Source organism: Alphaproteobacteria bacterium, assembly GCA_025210155.1.
GTDB lineage: Bacteria > Pseudomonadota > Alphaproteobacteria > Rs-D84 > CASDRH01 > JAOASE01.
Genome location: JAOASE010000002.1, coordinates 25,916 through 47,974 on the forward strand (window position 1 = coordinate 25,916; position 22,059 = coordinate 47,974).

23 protein-coding genes are annotated in these 22,059 nt (G+C 29.9%); 21 read left to right on the forward strand and 2 right to left on the reverse strand.

Going from position 1 to position 22,059, the window contains the following annotated elements; genetic code table 11:
* Positions 1–13: 13 nt before the first annotated feature.
* The 6 genes from N4A44_00250 to N4A44_00275 all read left to right on the forward strand — a co-directional run bounded on the left by N4A44_00250 (position 14) and on the right by N4A44_00275 (position 8,406).
* Entirely contained in the window at positions 14–1,288 is a 1,275-nt protein-coding gene (locus N4A44_00250) for a hypothetical protein (GenBank protein MCT4552079.1), read from the forward strand.
* A gap of 16 nt (positions 1,289–1,304) precedes the next feature.
* Positions 1,305–2,291, forward strand: a complete 987-nt coding sequence (gene lpxK / locus N4A44_00255) for a tetraacyldisaccharide 4'-kinase (protein MCT4552080.1) — start codon at positions 1,305–1,307, stop codon at positions 2,289–2,291.
* A 32-nt stretch (positions 2,292–2,323) separates the two neighbouring features.
* On the forward strand, positions 2,324–3,580 hold the full coding sequence (locus tag N4A44_00260) for a hypothetical protein (GenBank protein ID MCT4552081.1): 1,257 nt from the start codon (positions 2,324–2,326) through the stop codon (positions 3,578–3,580).
* Positions 3,581–3,778: 198 nt separating this feature from the next.
* A complete protein-coding gene (gene lpxC / locus N4A44_00265) occupies positions 3,779–4,696 on the forward strand; it encodes a UDP-3-O-acyl-N-acetylglucosamine deacetylase (protein ID MCT4552082.1) in 918 nt (305 codons plus the stop codon).
* Positions 4,697–5,169: 473 nt separating this feature from the next.
* Positions 5,170–6,960 carry an aspartate--tRNA ligase gene (aspS, locus tag N4A44_00270; protein ID MCT4552083.1) on the forward strand — a complete coding sequence of 597 codons (1,791 nt, stop codon included), beginning with the start codon at positions 5,170–5,172 and terminating at the stop codon, positions 6,958–6,960.
* Positions 6,961–7,179: 219 nt separating this feature from the next.
* Positions 7,180–8,406: an MFS transporter gene (locus tag N4A44_00275; protein MCT4552084.1), complete on the forward strand. Its 1,227-nt coding sequence runs from the start codon at positions 7,180–7,182 to the stop codon at positions 8,404–8,406.
* Positions 8,407–8,690: 284 nt separating this feature from the next.
* Here the strand turns inward: N4A44_00275 and ruvX are convergent, their stop codons facing one another.
* Positions 8,691–9,155, reverse strand: coding sequence for a Holliday junction resolvase RuvX (gene ruvX / locus N4A44_00280; GenBank protein MCT4552085.1), 465 nt, complete (start codon positions 9,153–9,155; stop codon positions 8,691–8,693).
* A gap of 84 nt (positions 9,156–9,239) precedes the next feature.
* Here ruvX and gatC point away from each other — a divergent pair, with 84 nt between their 5' ends.
* From gatC to miaB, 11 genes are all read left to right on the forward strand, one after another.
* A complete protein-coding gene (gatC, locus tag N4A44_00285; protein MCT4552086.1) occupies positions 9,240–9,533 on the forward strand; it encodes an Asp-tRNA(Asn)/Glu-tRNA(Gln) amidotransferase subunit GatC in 294 nt (97 codons plus the stop codon).
* Positions 9,534–9,747: 214 nt separating this feature from the next.
* The gene (locus tag N4A44_00290; protein MCT4552087.1) at positions 9,748–10,095 is read left to right on the forward strand and encodes a hypothetical protein; all 348 of its coding nucleotides are present in this window, start codon (positions 9,748–9,750) and stop codon (positions 10,093–10,095) included.
* 2 nt (positions 10,096–10,097) lie between these two features.
* A complete protein-coding gene (locus N4A44_00295) occupies positions 10,098–10,745 on the forward strand; it encodes an MBL fold metallo-hydrolase (GenBank protein ID MCT4552088.1) in 648 nt (215 codons plus the stop codon).
* Between the two features lie 34 nt (positions 10,746–10,779).
* Positions 10,780–12,267, forward strand: a complete 1,488-nt coding sequence (gene gatA, locus N4A44_00300) for an Asp-tRNA(Asn)/Glu-tRNA(Gln) amidotransferase subunit GatA (GenBank protein MCT4552089.1) — start codon at positions 10,780–10,782, stop codon at positions 12,265–12,267.
* Positions 12,268–12,292: 25 nt separating this feature from the next.
* Positions 12,293–12,757: an NUDIX domain-containing protein gene (locus N4A44_00305; GenBank protein MCT4552090.1), complete on the forward strand. Its 465-nt coding sequence runs from the start codon at positions 12,293–12,295 to the stop codon at positions 12,755–12,757.
* A gap of 21 nt (positions 12,758–12,778) precedes the next feature.
* On the forward strand, positions 12,779–14,248 hold the full coding sequence (gene gatB, locus N4A44_00310) for an Asp-tRNA(Asn)/Glu-tRNA(Gln) amidotransferase subunit GatB (protein ID MCT4552091.1): 1,470 nt from the start codon (positions 12,779–12,781) through the stop codon (positions 14,246–14,248).
* A gap of 444 nt (positions 14,249–14,692) precedes the next feature.
* Positions 14,693–15,190, forward strand: a complete 498-nt coding sequence (locus N4A44_00315; GenBank protein MCT4552092.1) for a 2'-5' RNA ligase family protein — start codon at positions 14,693–14,695, stop codon at positions 15,188–15,190.
* Positions 15,191–15,231: 41 nt separating this feature from the next.
* Positions 15,232–15,420 (forward strand): hypothetical protein, encoded by a 189-nt coding sequence (locus N4A44_00320; GenBank protein ID MCT4552093.1) that lies wholly within the window; start codon positions 15,232–15,234, stop codon positions 15,418–15,420.
* Positions 15,421–15,523: 103 nt separating this feature from the next.
* Positions 15,524–15,925, forward strand: coding sequence for a hypothetical protein (locus N4A44_00325; GenBank protein ID MCT4552094.1), 402 nt, complete (start codon positions 15,524–15,526; stop codon positions 15,923–15,925).
* A gap of 146 nt (positions 15,926–16,071) precedes the next feature.
* Positions 16,072–16,350, forward strand: a complete 279-nt coding sequence (locus N4A44_00330; protein ID MCT4552095.1) for a hypothetical protein — start codon at positions 16,072–16,074, stop codon at positions 16,348–16,350.
* A 132-nt stretch (positions 16,351–16,482) separates the two neighbouring features.
* Positions 16,483–17,841, forward strand: a complete 1,359-nt coding sequence (gene miaB / locus N4A44_00335; protein MCT4552096.1) for a tRNA (N6-isopentenyl adenosine(37)-C2)-methylthiotransferase MiaB — start codon at positions 16,483–16,485, stop codon at positions 17,839–17,841.
* Positions 17,842–17,891: 50 nt separating this feature from the next.
* On the opposite strand, the gene N4A44_00340 is transcribed toward miaB, so the two are convergent.
* On the reverse strand, positions 17,892–18,356 hold the full coding sequence (locus N4A44_00340) for a hypothetical protein (GenBank protein MCT4552097.1): 465 nt from the start codon (positions 18,354–18,356) through the stop codon (positions 17,892–17,894).
* A 191-nt stretch (positions 18,357–18,547) separates the two neighbouring features.
* Between N4A44_00340 and N4A44_00345 the strand changes: the two genes are divergently transcribed.
* The 4 genes from N4A44_00345 (at position 18,548) to ybeY (ending at position 22,025) form a co-directional block, all read left to right on the forward strand.
* On the forward strand, positions 18,548–20,074 hold the full coding sequence (locus N4A44_00345; GenBank protein ID MCT4552098.1) for a hypothetical protein: 1,527 nt from the start codon (positions 18,548–18,550) through the stop codon (positions 20,072–20,074).
* Positions 20,075–20,208: 134 nt separating this feature from the next.
* Positions 20,209–21,066, forward strand: coding sequence for a hypothetical protein (locus tag N4A44_00350; GenBank protein ID MCT4552099.1), 858 nt, complete (start codon positions 20,209–20,211; stop codon positions 21,064–21,066).
* Between the two features lie 58 nt (positions 21,067–21,124).
* Complete coding sequence (locus N4A44_00355) at positions 21,125–21,481, forward strand: hypothetical protein (protein ID MCT4552100.1); 357 nt, start codon at positions 21,125–21,127, stop codon at positions 21,479–21,481.
* A 97-nt stretch (positions 21,482–21,578) separates the two neighbouring features.
* Positions 21,579–22,025 carry an rRNA maturation RNase YbeY gene (ybeY, locus tag N4A44_00360; GenBank protein MCT4552101.1) on the forward strand — a complete coding sequence of 149 codons (447 nt, stop codon included), beginning with the start codon at positions 21,579–21,581 and terminating at the stop codon, positions 22,023–22,025.
* Positions 22,026–22,059: the final 34 nt, after the last annotated feature.

A 22,059-nucleotide genomic window follows, 5' to 3' on the forward strand; every position in this document is an offset into this window, starting at 1 on the left:
GGAAGTAGATAAGATGAAGTTGTTTTTTTATAGAATATTAATGCAGTTATTGGCGCCAGTTATAGTTCTTATATTATTGAAGAGAAAAAGAAAAGGTAAAGAAGATGCTTCTTGGAAAAGATTTAAAGAGAGGTTAGGTGTTGCTTCTGTTGCTAGGCCTGAGGGTAAACTGGTTTGGTTTTTATGTGCTTCTGTTGGGGAAAGTTTATCAATTCTTCCTGTTATAGAAGATATGAAAAAAGAAGATCCTTCTTTAAATTTTTTGATTACTACTACGACTGTAAGTTCGGCAGCTATTTTGCAAAAGAAAATGCCTGAATATTGTATTCATCAATATGTTCCTGTTGATGTTCCTTCTTTTGTTAAAAAGTTTATGAAGTATTGGGCTCCAGATATTTTGTTTAATGTTGATTCTGAAATTTGGCCTAATCTTGTTTTGAGGGCTAATAGAACTGGTATTAGAATGGGAATACTGAATGCTAGAATGCAGGATAAATCTTTTGCTACTTGGAAGAAGAATATGAAATCTGCAAATAGAATATTTTCATCTTATGATTTTGCAATTGCTTGTGACGATGATAGTGCTGAGAAGTTTAAATATTTAGGAATTAGAGATGTGAGATCTTATGGAAATATAAAGAGTGGGTATGCTCCTAAATCTCCTAATAAAGAAGACATTGATGAGTTTAAAAAATTAATAGGTAATAGAAAGTTTTTTACAGTTTCATCTACTCATCCATCTGTTGAGGAAGAAAAAGAAGTGTTTAGAGCTTTTGAAAAAGTTCTAGAAAAACATAAGGATGCTTTAATGATTTTAGCTCCTAGACATATTAATCTTGCTTCTAATGTTGAAAAATGGGCAGAGAAAGATTTTGGATTTAAAGTTGCAGTTAGAAGTAAAGGAGAAAAATTAACTAAGGATGTTAATGTGTATTTGGCAGATACTATGGGTGAACTTAATTTGTGGTATAAGTTAGCCGATTTAGCATTTATTGGAGGTTCTATGCATAAGACTTTAGGAGGTCATAATCCTATGGAGCCAGCTTATTTAGATTGTATAGTTTGTGCGGGTAGAAATGTTAAAACATTTAAAGAGAGTTATGATGAGATGGAAGCTGCTGGATTTTTTAAGTATGTTGATAGTTCAGATCAATTGGCAGATTTCATTTTAAAATGTTTTGATGACGAAAAGTTTTTGAATGAGACTAAAAATAAAGTTTCTAAGTTTATGAGAGAAAAATCTAAAATTAGAACTTTTGTTATAGAAGATGTTATGAAATTTATTTAATAGGTGGATTTGATTTATGGATTTTTGGTATAGAAAAAAAGGTTTGTTATCGATATTAATGTTGCCATTAGCTTTGCTATTTTGGTTAATTTCAATGTTGAAAAAAGTTAGTTATTTAGGTCGCAGTTACAGATCTTCTTTACCAGTTATTTGTGTTGGAAATATAGTTGTTGGTGGAAGTGGTAAAACACCGGTTGTTATAAAAATTGTTGAAATGTTGCAAGCTCAAGGTTTAAAAGTTGCTGTTGTATCTAGGGGGTATAAATCATCATTATCATCTTCAAAAGGAGTTGTTATTGTCGATGATGAGTATAGTGCAGATGAAGTCGGTGATGAACCTCTTATGATCTATAAAAAGACGGGTGCTTCAGTTTATGTTTCACCAGATAGATCTAAGTCTGCTAAGGTAGCAGAAAATCATAATTGTGATGTTATTGTTATGGATGATGGAATGCAAAATTATACCTTGAAAAAGGATATAATTATATCTGTTTTTAATGGAAAAAATGGTGTGGGAAATGGCTTCTTGATGCCGGCAGGATGTCTTAGAGAAAGCTTGTTTTCAGGAGTCGTTAAATCTGACATGGCTATTTTTATGGGAGACGATTCGACGGGTATTTCTAGTAAGTTTAAGTCTTTTGTTACAGGGAAGTTGGCTGCAGATAAGGTTTCTGTTAAAGAATTGAAGAAGGTTAAAAACTATATTGCTTTTGCTGGAATTGGTAAGCCAGAGAAATTTTTTAAATCTTTAAATGATATTGGTTTAAATGTTTTGTATCAAATGGAATTTGAAGATCATTATTCTTACAGTGATGAGGATATAAAAAGGTTGTTAAATTTTGCAAAACAAGAAGAAGCAACTTTAGTTACTACTGAAAAAGATTTTGTTAAGATTTCTAAGAAGTTTAAAAAGGAAATTTTAGTGTTACCAGTGGCAGTTGAATTTTCTAAAAACGATTTAAAAAAGCTTGAAAAACTTTTGCATTCTGTTATAGTAAAATAACATTTTATTATTAACGAATTAGGAGTTGTTTTATGTTTGAATGGTTTTGGAATGCGGTTAGTTTTGATATTTTACCAACATTCCCTATGGTTCTAACTTGTAAAGGTTTTATTGGAACTGTTCTTTTATGTTTTATACCATCTTATATTGTTTATGCTAAACAAGGTATTTCTAGAAAACAAATATATGCTATGTCTACGATAGTATTTATTTTAACTTATTCAGTATTTTTTGTTAGTTTATCTAATTTCTTTTTTGATAGGGCTAAAATGACAGTGTTGGTTAAAACACTTTTAGCTATGTTATATGTGTGGAGTGTCTTGGATCCAACAAGTGTTGTTAGAAAAGGTATTAAGGCAAGAGATTTTGCAGCATCTAATTTTTTTGAAAGATGGGTGGGTAATCCTTTGGGTTCATTTTTCTTTCACTTGTTTTATGGTTTCTTTAAAATTTTACCATTGCCAGTTGCTTCTGCTATAGGTGGTGTTTTGGGTAGGTTTATAGGATTGTTTATGTCTGGTAAAAACAAAATTGTTGATAGTGGATTGAAAATAGCTTTTCCTAGAAAGTCAGAAGAGAAGAAAAGAAAAATTAAGTTTGGTATGTGGGATATGATGGGACGTTATATTACGGAAGCTCCTCATATTGGAACTTATTATAAAAATCTTGGTGACTATGTAGAAGTTGAAGGTGAGGAAATTTTAAAAAAGTTTAAAGATAAAAATCAAAATTTTATTACTTTTATTTCTCATTCAGGATCTATGGGAATAATAAATACTATATTTAAAAAGTATGATTTGTTTATGAATATTGTATATAGATCTCCCAATAATTTCTTGGTTGATAATATTACTAAAAAGACTTTTGGTTATACATTGGGTAATGTTAATTTATTACCTAAGGGAAAACAATCTTCAAGAGATATGTTAAGGGTCTTGCAAAAGAATGGTAATGTTAGTATTACTCCTGATCAAAGATATGATAGAGGTTTGGATTTAAAATTCTTTGGTGTTAAAGCTCCAACGGCACCTGGTGTTGCTAAATTGGCTAGACATTATGATTGTCCAATAATTCCTGTTCAATTAATAAGAACTAAAGGTTTTAGACATAAGATTGTTATACATGAACCATTTAAAGTTGATAAGACTCAAAATGTTGAGGCTGATATGAAAAAAGGTATGCAAAAAGTTAATGATCACATTGAAGCTTGGATTAAAGAAAATCCTGAGCAATGGTTTTGGGTTCATAGAAGGTGGTCTAAAAATCAAGAAAAAAAAAGTTCTAAATAATATAAAGGATTTGGGAATTTTAAATCCCTATTCACGAGAAATGATTATCTCATTTACTATTTGTAAACTTTGAAATCATTTTCGTAAATATTAAAATTAAAATAACCAAATCTTCAAGAGTGTAATTTTTGAACTTGAAATTAAATTTGATTATTTTGAGAATGTGCTATTGTTAAATAATTTATTGGAGGAAAATTTATGATTAAAAATTCTGGAAAATTTGGAAGACAACAAACTTTAAAAAAGGAAGTTGTTGTTAAAGGTATTGGAACTCATACAGGTGAAGAAGTTAGTGTTTCTTTGAAGCCAGCAGGAGTTGATTTTGGTATACAATTTTCTAAGAATGGATCTGATTCTGTTAAGGCAGCCGCTGATAATATTTTTGCTTTTATGGGTTGTACTGTAGTTGGTACTCAAGAAGATAATATAAAAACTATAGAGCATTTAATGGCTACTTTTAATGCTATGAAAATAGATAATTGTTTAGTTGAAGTTTCTGCAGGAGAAATTCCTATTTTTGATGGTTCTGCTAAGACTTGGGTTGATGCTATTTTAGAAGCTGGTGTAGAAGTTCAAGATAAGCCTCGTAAGGTTTTAAGAGTTTTAAAGAGAGTTGAAGTTGTCGATGAAAAAACAGGTAGTAAGGTTTCTTTAGAACCAGTAAGTGATAACGTTGAAGATTTAGAATTAGATGTTATTGTTGATTTTACTTTTAGTGGGGAACAGGGGGCAGAACATATTTTAATGGAAGAAAGTTTTGTTAAAGAAGTTGCTTTTGCCAGAACATTTATTGAGAGAAAAACTTATGAGCAATTAAAATCGGCAGGCCTTGTTGTTGGGGCTGTGAAAGCTGTCGATGCTTTCTTTGATGGAAAGGCTGAAACTATTTCTGTTGGAGTTGGTATAGAAGAAGGCGGTGAAATTTTAAATCCAGAAGGCCTTAGGGATGAAAAAGAATTTGCTAGACATAAGATGTTAGATTCTATAGGAGATCTTTATTCTTTAGGATATCAAATTATTGGTAAGTATGTTGGATATAAGCCAGGTCATACTTTAAATAATTTGTTGTGTAAGAAGTTGATGGAAGATAGTAGTAATTTTGAGATAATAGAATAAATTTTTTAAATCTTTTGCACGGGCTAATCGTAAAGAAATAATTTTTATTTAAAGCGATTGAGTATTAGATATATACGATACTTTATCTAAAAATCATTTTTACATCTATCCGCACAAAATCTTTGAAAATAATATTGGGTGGGAAATAATTTGTTATCGGTATAATTTTTATTTGATTATTTTAAATTCATTTATTATAATTGTTTTATCGTAACGTTGATCTGCTAACAACAGGGAGTTGAAAGAAGAACAGTAGAAATACTTATTAGAACTTTCCGGGTAAGCCCGTTATAGCTACGATTGATAAGGTCGTTTCAAATTAAGTCAAATTTAAGGGTGGCACCGCGTTTATCGCCCCTTATTCAAAAAATATAATTAAATTTTGTTTTGTGATTTTAGAGATCGCCATTTTTGAGTCTTTAATTTTATGAAGCAATTAATATTGTTTTGAAGACAAAAAGGAAAAGTAAAAAATGACAATAATTAAAAATAAATATAGAACGCATTCTTGTGCTGAATTGAATGAACAAGCAGTTGGTGAAACTGTAACTTTATCTGGTTGGATTCATAAAATGAGAGACCATGGTGGATTGATTTTCGTTGATTTAAGAGATTATTATGGAATTACTCAGGTGGTTTTTGATGCTTCTGTTTCTGATGATCTTAAGAAGATTGAAGAGAATAGAGTTGAAAGTGTTATCACTATTGAAGGTGAAGTTGTTGCTAGAACTGAAGAAACAATTAACCCTGATTTATCTACTGGTAAAATCGAAGTTGCTGCTAAGTCGTTTAAAGTTTTAAGTAATGCAGATGTGTTACCTATACTTGTTGCTTCAGATGAAAAGTTTGGTGAAGATTTAAGACTTAAATATAGATATATAGATTTGAGAAGAGAGAAGTTGAAGAAGAATATTCAAATGAGAATGGATGTTTTTAAAGAAATTAGAAGTATTATGAATGGAAAAGGATTTAATGAAATTCAAACACCTGTTTTGACTGCGTCGTCTCCAGAAGGTGCAAGAGATTTCTTAGTTCCATCTCGTGTTCATCATGGCAAATTTTATGCATTACCACAATCTCCTCAAATTTTTAAAGAGCTTTCTATGGTTGCTGGTTTTGATAGATATTTCCAATTAGCTCCATGTTTTAGAGATGAGGATTTAAGATCAGATAGATTGTTAGAATTTTATCAATTGGATATGGAAATGTCTTTTGTAGAAAGAGAAGATGTTATGGAAACTATGCAAGATAATATGATGAAAGTTTTCAATAAATTTAAAGGTGATAAAATTATAGATGAGAATATTCCTCATATTACTTATCAAGAAGCTATGGAAACTTATGGTATTGATAGACCTGATTTGAGAAATCCTCTTGTTATTAAAGAAGTTGGTGAAGTTTTTGCAGGTTCAGATTTTGGTTTGTTTGCAAGCTTAGTAGCTAAGGGAAATAGTGTTAAAGCTGTTAGAACTCCTGGTACTGCTGGTCAACCTAGATCTTGGTATGATAAGTTAAATGATTGGGCTAGAAGTGAAGGTGCTGGTGGTCTTGGTTATATTGTGTTTAACGAAGATGGCACAACTAAAGGACCTATAGCTAAGAATTTAGATGAAGCTAGAATTAATCAAATTAGAGAAATTTGTGGTGTTGAAAATGGCGATTCTGTTTTCTTCTGTTGTGATAAATTAGAAGAAGCTCAAAAGTTTGCTGGAAAGGTTAGAACTAAATTGGGTACAGACTTAGAGCTTATTAATAAAAATGAATTTAAGTTCTGTTGGGTAATTGATTTTCCTTTCTTTGAAAAACATGAAGAGACTGGTGAATTAGCAATGGGTCATAATCCATTCTCTCAACCTAGAGGTGGAATGGAAGCTTTAAATAATGCTGAAAATCCATTCGACATTTTATCAGAACAATATGACTTCATTTGTAACGGTTATGAACTTGGTGGTGGATCTATAAGACATGAAACTTTAGATACTTTAGTTAAATGTTTTGATATGGTTGGCTATGGTGAAGAAGTAGTTAAAGAAAAGTTTGGTTCTATGTATGATGCTTATCATTACGGTGTTCCTCCTCATGGTGGAATTGCGATGGGTATGGAAAGAATTATTATGTTGCTTTGTGATGAGCCTAATCTTCGTGAGGTAGTTCCTTTCCCTGCTAATGGTAAAGGACAAGATACTATGATGGGTTCTCCTTCTGAAGTTTCTGAACAACAGTTGAGAGAGGCTCATATTAAGGTTAGACCAACTATAAAGTAATCCTTTTTAAAATTCGGGGATTTTGAATATTTATTCCTGAAAATTGCTTCCTCAAGTACTACTTGTACTATACGGAAACAATTTCAGAAATACTTAAGTCAAAAGTAACCAAATCTCTGGAGGTTTAGTTTAAGAAAAGCAGTTTTAATAACTGCTTTTTTCTTGTGAAAAAGTTTGTTATTTGATAGAATGTTTTATGCAGAAAGGAGATATTTAGATATGCATTTTCCACATCATTATTCATTAAATTTAGAAGATAAAGAAATTAGATCTTTTTGTTTTTTAGGTTTCTTTTTTTCTATAGCTATTACAGCTTTTAATTTGATATTGCCTTTGATATTAAATGATCTTTTAGGTGGTAACAAGGTGTTGGTTGGTTATTATTTATCAGGCTTCGCATTTGTAGAAATATTCTCTAGTCTTTTAGTTTCTTATGTCTTTATGAAGTACTCAAAGGTATCTGTTTTAATACATTCTTTGATGTGGTGTATAGCCGCAATTTTGGGGATGGGAGTTGTTAGCTCTATTTATCCTTTTGCGATTTTGGATATTTTGAGATCAGTTTTGTTTATTGTTATTTTGACGGCATTTATTTTGTTGATTTCTGACTTTTCTACTAAGGAGAAATTGGCTAAAAATATGAGTGTTAGGACTGTATTAAATAATGCTGGTGGTGTTTTAGGTAGTTTTTTAATAGGTGGAATTGTTGCTTATTATGGTAATGGAAGTATGTTTTCTTTTGTTGCTTTGATATTGCTTTTATTGTTGTTTTATTTAAGCCATATGAAGTTGGTTCAAAAGAATAAAACGTTGCATCATAATAAAGATAAATTCTCTATGAAAGATATATTAAAAACTTTTGGAGATCTTAAAAGAAGGGAAGATATAAGACAGATATTTTTATTATATTTTCATTTTGGTTTGTGGATATCTTTCTATTCTGGTTTTAAATCTTTAATGATTGTTGATTTAGGTTATGATGTGGAAAGATTGGGAATTATTGCAGCTCTTACTTCAATTTCAGCAGGGTTTTCTTCAGTTTACTCTTCAAGAATGCACAAGTTTTTAGATATAAAAAATAAGAGTATTTTTACTTCATTTATTTTATCTAGTTTGTCTATATTGATGTTCTTTTTGTATGAGCTTGGGTTGATGGGATATGCATTACCTTTTGTTATTATACTTATTTCATCCTATTTCTTTTTACAGTTTGTAGCTTCTGCTAGACTAATATTCTTTTCGTTTGTATTGAATGTTAAGGATAGGGCTAAGTATTCTTCGTTTGCTATAATTGTATTTAGTATTGCTAAGTTGATAACGCCTTTCTTAGTTTCTATAGGGCTTAAGATGGGATTTGGAATGCATCATTTCTTTTTAGTTATGCCATTTGTTTCATTCTTGATGAACTATATTTTTTATAGACGACCTGAGTTAGAGGGGAAATAAAATTCTTGATTAATTTGAGAATGTTTTCTATGATGTTTTTGAAATGTACATTTCAACGTTCTTTGAAATTTTCAGGGAGCTGTTACTTGAAGAAAACTGATGTCATGTAAAGCTAATGTTTTAATTAGGTTTGGCTAAAGTCTACTTGAATTTTTATTGAGAAAAGAATTTGAGATAGTGGAATAGTAAAGTGACAGGGTGCCTGAGAACAATTTTTAAATATCATCGAAATCAGATGAGCCCCACAGAAATACTTTTATGTAATTTCTAAAGGGGCATTTTTTTTATGAATTTTTCATAAGGTCTAAGAAGTTTTGAAGAAGAACTGAAGAAGATAGTTTGTCAGTGATTTCTTTTCTTCTTTTTCTTGTCATGTCGAATTGCCCTACAAGCATAGTTTCTACTGCTGATGAAGTTAATCTTTCATCAAATAGGATTATGTTTGTTTTATCATCTAGTATATTATTAAGTTTTTTAGCAAATGAGTGAACTTTTTCAGACGATTCTGTTTCCTCATTTTTCATATTTAATGGAAGTCCTAAGATGATGAAATCTATTTGCCACTCTTTGATTATATTAGGAAGTTTTTGAAGAGCTTCTTTAGGTGTTATTTGCATGAAAGGAGATGAGATAGTTTTCGTGTCGTCTGACTTTGCAATTCCTATGCGTTTTTCGCCCCAATCTATACCTAGAGCGGGTGATTTTTTAAGCCATTCTTCTTTTGATATTTTTTTTGTTTCTACTATCATTTTATTCTTGAATTTCCTTTGTTTATTGATAAGATTATATGATATGAAAAATAATATCAAGGATAAATAGAAAAGGAAGTTTAGATGGCTTTTACTAATGATGAAATTAAAAAAGTTGCGCATTTGGCAAGATTAGATATGAGTGATGAAGAATTGGCTTCATTGAAACCAGATCTAGATGCTATTATGGATTGGATTGAACAATTGAAGGAAGTTAGCACTGAAGGTGTTGAGCCTATGTTGAATGCTTGCGATTATGATCTTCCTATTAGAAAAGATGAAGTTAAGATGAATAACACAAGAGAAGATGTTATGACTAATGCGCCAGAAAGAGGTGGAGAGAAGAAGGAGTATTTTTCTGTGCCTAAAATGGTATAAAAATTTATGTTCTTTTGCACGATTAATTGTAATAAATAATTTTAATCTTTGGCGATTGAGTATTATATATACACAATACCAAATCTGAAAATCATTTTTATTTATACTCGCACAAAATATTCATAAATTTCCAGTTAATGGATTTTAAAATTTTTAAAACTAAAGAGGGAATTTTGAAGTTTGTATTTAGTTAATTAAAAATAGGGGAATTGCTATGAATATAAATGATTTGGATGAATTTTTTACTTTTATGATGAGTAAGTATGATCAGGCTCTTGAAACTGATAGAGAAAGAGCATTGAGTAGAATTGTGAGATTGCAAGAAGAGCTTGGTGAATTGGCAGAGCAGACATTTTGTAAGATTGGTGTAGGAAGAAAAGAGAAAATAGATTCTTATACACAAGATGCTTTGGAAAAAGAATTTGGAGATGTTTTTATTTCGTTAATGGCTTTTGCTAAGGTTCTTAAAATTAAACCGGATGAAGCTATTGCAAAAACTTTGGATAAGGTTGCAGATAGATGTGGTTATGAAAATAAACATCATTGGAAATTGGAGAAGTAGATATGGAAATAATTAAATACCCTCAATCATGTTTTATGGTTAAGTCAGATGAGAAAAATATTTTAGTAGATCCTGGTAATTTATTATTTAAAAGTGAGTTTTTAGATGAATGGAAAAAGGCTGATTTTATATTGATTACTCATAGTCACGGTGATCATTGTTTTTCAGATGTTTTAAAAGAATTTAACTGCCCTATATATTCTACGAATGAGGTTAAAGATAGAAGTGGCTTGGATATAAAAGTCGTTAAAAGTGGTGATGAATTAGATATTGAAGGTATTAAGATAGATGTCGTTGATGCTAAACATGGATATATGCCTTGGTTAACTACTTTTGATGCTGAGATAAATGATGGTGTTGGATTTATAGTTGAAGTAGAAGGTAAGAAGATATATTTTACAAGTGATACTTTATGTTTTAAAAACGATTATAAATGTGATGTTTTATGTGCGCCAGTTTCTGCTCATGGTTTAGTTATGGGTGATTTTGAATTAGTTCATTTTTCTAAGATGGTAGAAGCTAATTTAGTTTTGCCATGTCATATGGAAAACCCTAAGTTTCCTGTTGATGTAGAAAAGATGGAAAATGTTTTGAGTGAATTAGACGTTAATTATAAAGTTTTAGGAATTGAAGATTCTGTAGAAATATAAATAATAAAAGAAAAAGAAGGAAGTGAAGAATAAAATGAAATTGTATGATTTGACTATTGTTGAAATTAGAGATGGTTTGAAAGCTGGTAAGTTTACAGTTGTTGAGCTTGTGGAAAGTTTAATTAAGAGAGCTGAAGAATTTAAGCATCTTAATGTTTTTGTTACAGAGACTTTTAATCAAGCTAGAGAAAGAGCTGTTGAGTTAGATAAACAAATTGTTGCTGGAGAAATCTCTGATAAGAATTTAGCTGGTGTAGTTGTAGGTATGAAAGATATTTTCTGTACTAAAGGTGTTAAGACTACAGCTTGTTCTAATATTCTTGAGAACTTTGTTCCGCAATATGAATCTACTGCTTCACAAAAAATGTTAGATAATGGAGCTATATTTTTAGGTAAGACTTCGTTGGATCAATTTGCGATGGGATCTTCTAATAAAACATCTGCATTTGGTAATGTTTTAAATCCTTATAAAGATACTTCGAGACCTGAGAAAGATTTAGTGCCTGGTGGTTCTTCAGGTGGTACAGCTGCAGGTGTTGCTGCAGGTATTTTCCCTGGTGGTACAGCTACTGACACTGGTGGTTCTGTTAGACAACCGGCGGCTCTTTGTGGTATAGTTGGTTTAAAACCTACTTATGGAAGAGTTTCTCGTTGGGGTATTATAGCTTATTCTTCTTCTTTGGATACTCCTTCTACTATGGCAAGAACAGTTAAAGATGCTGCTATTCTTTTAGACGGTATGGCAGGTCATGATGAAAAAGATTCTACTTCGGCTCCAGTTGAGACACCTTGTTTTGAAAATGCTTGTAATGCAGATGGATCTGTTGAAGGTTTAAGAATTGGTATTCCAGCAGAATATATTGAAGGACTAAATGGTGGTATGAAAGAATTGTTAGATTCTCATATTGAAGATTTAAAATCTCGTGGTGCAGAAATTGTTGAAATTAGTTTGCCTCATACTAAATATGCATTGCCTGCTTATTACATAATTTCACCAGCTGAAGCTTCTGCTAACTTAGCTAGATATGATGGTGTTAGATATGGTCATAGAACTGAAAAAGATGTTGAGAGTTTAGCTGATATGTATTCTAAGACTAGAAGTGAAGCTTTTGGTGAAGAAGTTAAGAAAAGAATTATGATTGGTACAGCTGTTTTATCAGCTGGTTTCTATGATGCTTACTTTATTAAAGCTGGTAGAGTTAGACGACTTATAACTCAAGATTTTGAAAAAGCATATGAAAAATGTGATGTTATTTTAACACCGACTACTACTGGTGGGGCATTTGCTACGGATGATAAATTGTCTGCTATTGATATGTACTTGAATGATGTTTATACAGTGTCAATTAACTTAGCTGGTTTGCCTGCGATTTCTATTCCTGCTGGATTGAATAAAAATGGTTTACCGTTAGGTTTGCAATATATTGGTAAGAAATATGATGAAGAAGGTATTTTGAAAGTAGCTTCTGTGTCAGAAAAGATTATTGGATTTGATAATAGACCGAGTAAATTTGATAAGTAGAAATTTATATTTCAGGAGATGAGAGATGAGTGAAAAACCTAAAGTTACTAGAGCTGGTGGTGGAATTATGTTTTTGAAGGATGGTAAAGTTCTTCTTGGATTAAGACATGATGAAAAAGAAAAAGCTGATAGTGATTTAAATGGTGAAGGGACATGGACATTTCCTGGTGGTAAATATGATTTTCAAGATGGTCTGTTTGATGGGGTAGCTAGAGAAGTTAAAGAAGAAACAGATCTTAATTTGAAAAATGCTCATGTGTTTACTATTACAAATGAAAGAGTTGATACAGCTCATTATGTTACTCTTGGTTGGATGGCTGATGAATGGGATGGTGAAGTTAAAGCTATGGAGCCTGATGAAATAGTTAGGTGGGAATGGTTTAATTTAGATAATTTACCTGCGAAGTTGTTTAGACCTACTGAGAAAATGATAAACAATTATAAAGATAAAATTTTTATGATTGAAGATGATAGATTAGATATAAAATAAAAAAAGGAAAGTGTGAAAAATATGACATATACTATAAAAGGACAAACTGGTGATTGGGAAGTTGTAATGGGATTGGAAATTCATTGTCAGGTGATTTCTAATTCGAAATTGTTTTCTCCTGCTTCAACTAAATTTGGTGCAGAACCAAATTCTCAAGTGCATTTAGTTGATGCTGCTCAACCTGGTATGTTGCCTGTTATAAATGAAAAGTGTATTGAACAAGCTGTTAAAACTGGTTTGGGTATTAATGCTGTGATAAATAATAAATCAGTGTTTGCTAGAAAGAATTATTTTTATGCTGATTTACCTCAAGGGTATCAAATTTCGCAAGCAGATCAACCTATTGTTGGAGAAGGTCATGTTGATATTGTTGATGATCAAGATGAACATAAAAGAATTAGAGTTGAAAGAATTCACCTAGAGCAAGACGCGGGTAAATCTATTCATGATATGGAACCAGGTAAGTCTATGGTTGATTTGAATAGAACTGGTATTGCGTTGATGGAAATAGTTTCTTATCCAGATATTAGATCTCCAAAAGAGGCTGGTGAATATGTTAAAAAGATTAGATCTATAGTTCGTTATTTGGAAACATGTGATGGTAATATGGATGAAGGTTCTATGAGATGTGATGTTAACGTTTCTGTTAGAAAAGTCGGTGAAGAAGGATTTAGAACTAGAACTGAGACTAAGAATGTTAATTCTGTGAAGTTTGTTATGCAGGCATCTGAATATGAAGCTAAGAGACAAATTGAAGCTTATGAAAATGGTGAAGAGATAGTTCAAGAGACTAGATTGTTTAATACATCTACTGGTGAAACTAGATCTATGAGAGGTAAGGAAAATGCTAATGATTATAGATATTTCCCAGACCCTGATTTACTTCCATTAGTATTGAGTGATGAATATATTCAAGATATTAAAAATAATTTGCCAGAGCTTCCTTCTGAGAAGAAAGAAAGATTTGTTAAAGATTTAGGTTTGTCAGATTATGATGCTGAAGTTTTAACAGCAGAAAAAGAGAATGCAGTTTATTTTGAAACAGCTATAGCTGCTGCGAAAAAGGCTGAGGCGAAATCTATTTCTAATTTGATTACTTCTGAGCTGTTTGGAATTTTGAAGAAAGAAGAAGCTGGAATTACAGAAAGCCCTATTTCTGCTGAGCAAATTGCTGATCTTGCAGATCTTATTAAAGAAGGTGTAATTTCAGGTAAGATTGCTAAGCAAATTTTTGAGCTTATGATTGGTGAATGCAAAAGTAAAATGCCATCAGTTATAGTTGAAGAAAAAGGTTTAAAGCAAATGAATGATACTGGTGCTATAGAATCATTGATTGATGAAGTTATCGCTGCTAATCCAGATAAGGTTGCTGAAATAAAGGCTGGTAAAGATAAGCTTAAAGGTTGGTTTGTTGGACAGGTTATGCAGAAGTCTCAAGGTAAGGCTAATCCTGGTCAAGTAAATCAATTATTGGCTGCGAAGTTGAAATAAGGTTTTGGGGATTTTACTTCATCTGTGTTATAAAAAGAACCCTCGCGTATCATCTATACGCGTCGGAACCTTTTTATTTAACATCTAAAGCAAAATTACCAAAACGTTGGGTATTGAGATATTGCTTAATTAAAAGATATTATTAATATTTAAATTAATTCACTATGGAAAATGTAAAGGTTAGACTTATTGGATTTGAAAAATATAAATTTGATAAGCTTGAAAAAATTAAAGAAGAGCTTGTTGAGCAATATTATAAGGAAAATAGAGTTAAAATTTTTTTTGAAAAATTAAGAAAAGGTTTTTATCGATTTTTGTCTATGATATTTTTAGAATGAAGTTAAGGTTGTATCTTGACTTCTTTTTTATTTTATTGACTCGTGGAATTATGTTTTGTAGAGTTTAATTAGTTAAATTATTTGTAAAATTAAATACTATTTATATATGGGAAAAGTTAATAATTTATATGTCGCTGTTAATTATGATTTAGGTGTCTTAGAAAAAGAATTGCCATTTAATTTGTTTAATAGTCTTAGAGGGCATCATACTACAATAATTTATATTGGAGAAAGTTATGATGTTGTTTCTATTGAAATTGTTTTGAGATATATTTCTATTTGTTATTATAAATTTAAGATGAGAGTCGATGGGATATATACATTTTATGATGAACATGGTTATAATTTTTTAGCCGCAAGTATAAATTCTTTATATTTAGGTAGAATTAGAACTTCGTTAGCTAAGGCTTTTGATAAAGCTGAAATTAGGTATTCAATGGGTTTTGGATTCAATCCTCATATTACATTTGAAGAAATAGTTTCAGAAATTGATCTAAATAAAAAGTTTAAAGATTTTAGGCCTTTTGAATTAAAAGTTGAATCTATTGACTTGGTTTATAATAAAAAAATTCAGAAGAGATTTATGCTTAAAGAGGTTTCATGAGGTATATTTTATTTTGTAGAATGTTTTTATATTGAATAATTATGGCTGGATTAGATTTAGATGGAAATATTGAAGAAGGAATGGCTATTAAAACAACTGATACAATAGAGATTAAGTATTGTGAATTAGGTTATAATCTTCAATGTTGTAATTGTGGAGGTTGTAAAGATAGAGAAGATTTCGGTGAGATAGCTGGGATGCTTTCTACTTCTATTTTTTCGGATGATTAAGGAAAGGGTTGCATTAATGGCAACCTTTTTTTATTTGACTTTTTTTGAGAGAAATGTATTTTATCCATAATTAATTAAGTAATTTAAACCTAAAAACAAATCAATGATTGATCGAAATTCAGTGAAGAAGTTGTCATTTAAGGAATTAATAAATGATAATGTTGAAGTGTCTTATGAAAACTATGTTTTTCATTTTACTAATGGAAATGACAAGTTTTTATTAAAAAGAGATGATGACGATTCTGGTCGTTGGAAAATAGAAGGTCATTTAGGATTTTCTAAAGTTATTAACTTTATTTCTAATGAGATTAAGGAAGAGTTATTAGAAAACTTTTCTAAAAAAATAGAAGCCTTTCATAAAAATAGAAAACTTCGCTTTAAAATACTTTTAAAGCAAGATCATTCTCTTAATGTTACTTGTTCATGTAATGGACTTATAGACAGAGAAAGGAATGAAGCGGAAGAGTATTTTGAAAAACTTTTCAATGAATTTTTTGAAATATAGAATAGAGCGGCCCATAGAGGTCGCTTTTAATTTTTAGTTGTTTAAAAAGTTTAGTAAAATCAATGGTTAAGCTTTTATTCTTATTGACTTTAGTAAATTAATATTATATATTTAAGGAACACAAAATATACATTTAAAAAGAGAAAATGACTCAGGGGAACGAAGATCAATTTAGGGGAAAATTAGATAAGGATGAAATTATTAGTTTTGTTTCTTTACTTCCGAAAATTGATAAGTTGACATCTTTGGATAATTTTTTATATCAATTAATTAAAGAAGTTTTTTCAAAAGATATCGCTGAAAAAGCTTTAAAATCTTATCGATATAAAATTGTAAATAAAAAAGTTTGTTCATCAGATGAAAAAAAGGAAGATATTTTAAAAAAATTATTGTTAGATTCTTTATCTGAAAATTTACCTGAATAAAGTTATTTTGAGATCCTTCTATTAATTATAATAGAGGGATTTTTTTCTTTTTTATGAAATATATTTTTTGTTGTAAATTGTTTGTTTACTATTTATAATGTTTGTGCAAATTTTATTGAAAAGGGTAAATTTATGAAGAAGTTTTATATAGATACATTTGGGTGTCAGATGAATGTTTATGATGGAATTAGAATTGCTGATATGTTGAAAAAATTGGCATTTGTTCAAGTGCAAGATGAGAAGGAAGCTGATGTTATTCTTTTGAATACTTGTCATATTAGAGAGAAGGCTGCTGAAAAAGTTTTTTCTCGTTTAGGTAGAATTAAAAAGGCTTTAGAAAAATCAGGTAAGCAAGTTGGTGGAGAAGGTTCTCAAGTTGTTATTGGCGTTATAGGTTGTGTTGCTAAAGCTATGGGTAAGGAAATTTTTAAAAGAACTCCTTATGTTTCTATTGTTTTGTCTTCACAAAGATACCATTTGTTGCCAGATATGATTGATAAATCTTTTGTTGATTTAATGGAAGAAGGTAAGGCTAGAAATATAAATGTAGATGTGGAAGATGGTATTGAAAAGTTTGATGAATTGCCTCAGTTGAGCAAGTCTTCTAAAGTTGCATTTTTAGCTATACAAGAAGGTTGTGATAAGTTTTGTACTTATTGTGTTGTTCCTTATACTAGAGGTAGGGAAATTTCTCGTCCTGTTGAAGCTGTTTTAAAAGAGGCTAAAAACTTGAATGATTTAGGTGCTGTTGAAATTAATTTGTTAGGGCAAAACGTTGATGCTTATCATGGAGTTGATGTTTCTGGTGAAGAAAAGAATTTAGCATATATTATTAAAGAAGTTGCTAAGTTGGAAAATGTTAAGAGAATTAGATATACTACTTCTTATCCTACGCAGCTTGGTGATGAGTTGATGGAATTACATGGTAGTGAGCCAAAGTTAATGCCATTGATTTATTTACCTATGCAAGCGGGTTCAGATAACGTGTTGAAGACTATGAATAGAAGATATACTCAAGAGTCTTATTTGGCTACTATTGATAGGTTGAAAGAGATAAATCCTAATGTTCAAATTTCGTCAGATTTTATTGTTGGTTATGTTGATGAAACAGATGAAGATTTTGAAGAAACTTTAAAGGTTGTTGAAAGAGTTGGTTTTATTCAGGCGTTCTCATTTAAGTATTCTAGAAGACCAGGTACTGCTGGAGATAGAATGGAAGGTGGTAGACATGTCGCTGAAGATATTAAAGCAGAAAGATTAGAAAGGCTTCAAGCTTTATTGAAAAAGAAACAATCTGAGTTTTATGATAGTTGTGTTGGAAAAATTATGAAAGTTCTTTTTGAATATAAGGGTGAAAAGACTGGATTATGGGTTGGTCGTACAGAATATATGCAGCCAGTTATGGTTAAATCTGATAACGATTTAGAAGGTGAAATTTTAGAAGTTGAGATTGAAAGTGCCGGTCACTCTGTGTTACATGGAAAGATATAATGTTAAAGTAAAAACTGCAGAAATTATCTGCAGTTTTTTAAAATGAATAATTAAATAATAGCCATTACACCAATTTCTTCGACATTCTCGTGATAATTATTTCCGTTGAAACGAAAATCTTTTATCTTATCTCCAAAAGTTTTCCATTTTTTATTAACTTTTATCATCCTTTGGAAAAAAAGTTTTTCTTTTCTTGGACTTATCAATAGTATTTTTGAATGTTCTTCAGGGAAAATTACTACGCAGGCATCCAATGCTGTTGATTGTTCTAATCGGTTATAATTTTCTCTATTTGAAAATATTAGTTTTTTACCTCCAATTTCACTTTTGATTAATTCGGTAGTTTCAAACCTTTCAACTATTTTGGCGTTTTTAATTCCAATTAGTTGAGTCATTTTTGATGGTTTAATTGGGGTAACTAGATTGTTTACTAACATTTTAAGGCTAATTTCTTCGACCTTGAATCCTTCTTCTTCTAGTAATGATTTTAATTCAACTTTGTTTAATTTATTCATAATATAAATGTTTGTGTTGCTACCACCTGAGTTTAGGCAGCTTTTTAAGCAACTGGTTTATAATATTGTTGTTTCAAATTATATTTTATAAAAATCTTTTTGTCAAGTATTTATGTTTTTTCTTTACAAGTTTAAAATTATGTTTAATAATTTATTAGTTCTTTTAGAGGGGAAACTAAAGGAGGCTCATTATGACAGCTAAAGAAGATTCTAAAATTCAATATTATGAAAAGCATTCTGCTAATGTTGGGGATAATTTTACAGAGATTAAATATTCAGGACCTACGCGTAAAGATTATAGGGGTAAGACTTTGTTGTCAGATTATGTATTTTATTCTGATGGTAAGGCTCTTAGAAATCATGAAAAGATTTTTGATGGACATTTGATGCAAAGAGATTTTCCAGAAGAATTTCTTCCTGATAATATGAAGGAAAGCTTAAAATATTTTAGGAATGAGAATCATGTTGATTATGTATTTGCCTCTAATTCTAAAAATAAATTAAAGTTATTGTTTGAAGGTGTGAATGATATTGAATTTAAACATGGATTTTTAATGCATGATACGGATAATGAGAATGATGCTTTTAAATTAAGTTTTGTTGAAAACGAAGAAACTGGGAATATGGATTTGAATGGTTACTATGATTTAAAAGATCTTGTTACTAAGTTGGATGGAATTGAAAGAGGATATCATTTTCAAATACATGGTGAAAATACTTTTTCATTTAAAGTTGATGGGAGTGATGAAGTTGCTACTTATTTTTTAGTTAATGTTTTAGATTGGGATAAGGGAGAAATTGAGTATTATCCTTTCGATAAAAATGTTAGAGAGCTTGTTGATGGGTTTGCTATTTTGGGTTGGAGAAAAAGTCCTGCAGATCGTTATTCAAAAGAAGAATTTGATAAGGTTTATAAATTACTTGAAGATGGAAATTCTTTTCAAGATTTAGGTATAGATTATGATAATGCAAAAGGTAATAATAAAAAGTTTGAAACTTATAGAGATGGAAAGTATTTTTCTTATTTAGATAAAGAAAATCTTTATTTAAAATCTATTGAAGAGAGGGAAGATGGTTTTTCTATAGATACTATTAAAGAAGGTAGTTATGATAAAGTTGGAGTTGGGAAGGATGATAATAATTGGGTTTCTTTTTATAAGAGAGATAAATCTAGAGATCTTATCATATTAGATGGTGGCAATATTGTCTGGGAAGGAAATGAGGATAAAGAATATTCTTATAGAGATTATGATGGAATGTATGTTATATCTTATGATAGTTCGGAGCATGGTGTTAAGAAAAATAAGGAAGTTGTCTTTTTAGATGAAAATAAAAACGTTTTATTTAAGATAGAAAAATTCCAAAAGCATCAAAGTTATTATTATACAGATAAGGATTTTGAAAATAATTCTTTATATGCTGAAAGTGATAATAATATATCCTTTTTAGAACATATATTGATGGATAGAACAGATTACTTTACGAGTAACGATGAATTGGTAAGGTTTGTTAGAAGTATTCCTGAAGAAGAAATTGAGGATTTTAGGATTGAATTTCAAGAAATCATAGATCAGCTTAATTCTGAATATTCTGATTTTGTAAAAGATAAAGATATTAGAATTAGCCAGGCTAGAGAGAATGAAATTAGGAAAAATGAAATTTTTAATTTACAAAATAAGTTGAATGAACTTCAAAAAGAAGATCAATTACATGATTAATATTTTTGCAATAACCTTGTTAAATTAACGGGGTTATTTTTTTCTTTACAATAATTTCTTGACAAAATATCTTCTATGGTTTATTTTGAGTTTAGTTAAAATGTAAATTATGATAATAGTTTAAATATATAGATATGAAAAAAATTAATTTAGAATTTCTTAAATTGCATAACTTGTCTTTAGTTGCGGCATCTAATGATGGAAAGCTTTTTCTAAAGCTTATTAAAGATGATGAAAATAGTCACAATCATTCAATGAGAAGCTATGTTAAGTATATGTTTCATGATGTTGATTGTTTAGAAGATTCCATTTCTTTGAAGGTAAATAAGTTTGAATTCCCACAGTTTTTAAAAATTTTGGATACGGAAGTTTTGATAAAGTTCTTTCAAGAGTTTAGAGTTTTATTAAATAAAACAGAAATATCGGGTACTACATATGTAGCCTTTGATGGAAATAAATTAGAAACTTTATATGCTAGTTTAGAAAAACGTGGGGATAATGATCCCTTAGCAGCTTTGGAATTGGAAAAGATTTTTTTAACCTATTTCTCTTTAGAAGAGAAAAATGGGGTGGAAGAAAAATCAGAAAAAGTTGATGTGCCGGAGCTGGTGCCTATAAAATCTTTTTTAGATGAAGGATATGGAGTTTCTTTTAAAGTTGAAATTAACTTTAATAAATTGATGATTCAACTTAGTAAAGGGCCTAATTTCATTTTTGAATTCGGTTCAGCTTCTTCTAAAGAGCTGGATAGTTTTTATACCTATCCAGTGGATTATAATTTAATGGAATTTGTGACTTCCAATATTATTGGAGAAAAAATGTGTTCTTTTTATGGAGATGTTAAATCTCATTTAAAAGAAAATGTGGAGCTTGCTTTTTATAGAAGGGAAGGAAATGAATATTCTACATTTGCTAATACATTTTTTTCCGATGATGAAAATCAGAAAACTGAGTGTTTGGAAGGTTTGCGAACTAAGTACTTTGATTATTAATTTTTTATATATAGCCCTGTTAAATTATCAGGGCTATATAGTTAAAAAAATTACTGAGATGAAAAAAATTAATTTAGTAGATTTATTGTCTAAGGAGAATTTTAAATTTGGCTTTGGACTTTATCAAAAAGAAATTTCATTCGAATATGATAATTTAGTTGTCAAATTTGAATTTGGTTTAAATAGAAAAATTATGATAAGTAAGCTTTCTGAAGAAGAGCGCAGGGTTAAGGCTTTATTTCCGGAAAATTTATTGGAAAGTTTTTTTAAAGAAGTATGTAAATTAATAGTAAATGATAAGGTTGTTTTAACTTTTTTAAATTCTAAATTTACTTCTATCGAGGCTGAATTCGGTTCTGCTGAAGATCATTTAGATGATGTTAAAAAAATAGTTGAAAAATACTTTGTATTATGAGGACCTTTAGGGGTCCTTTTAATTTATCTCCTTGCTTTGTTTTGGGAGATTCTTTAGACTTTACTCATGTTATAATTTTTTGATTTAAGGGATTCTTATGTATGAAATTTTAATTAGAAATGAATATGAAAATTTGGATGATATTTTATCTGAGTTTAATGTTGTTATAAAGGATGTTATTGAGGCTTCAGCTAGTTATTTGAATTTTTCTTTAGATGGAAAAGAAGTTTCTATTTTACTTACTAATGACAGTGAAATTCATAAATTGAATAAAGATTTTAGAGGTAAAGATAAACCGACTAATGTTCTTTCTTTTGAAACGGAAGATGATGAAATGTTGGGTGATATTGTAGTTTCTATTGATACAGTTTTGAAAGAGGTTAAAGAGCAGGGTAAAGAATTTAAAAATCATTTCGTGCATTTAATTGTTCATGGATTTTTACATCTTCTGGGTTATGATCATTTGGATGATTCTGAGGCTGATGAGATGGAAGGTTTAGAAATAGAAATTATGGAAAGTATGGGGTTGGATAATCCTTATTAAAGATTTTTAATCATGAAAAAATATAGAGAAAGAA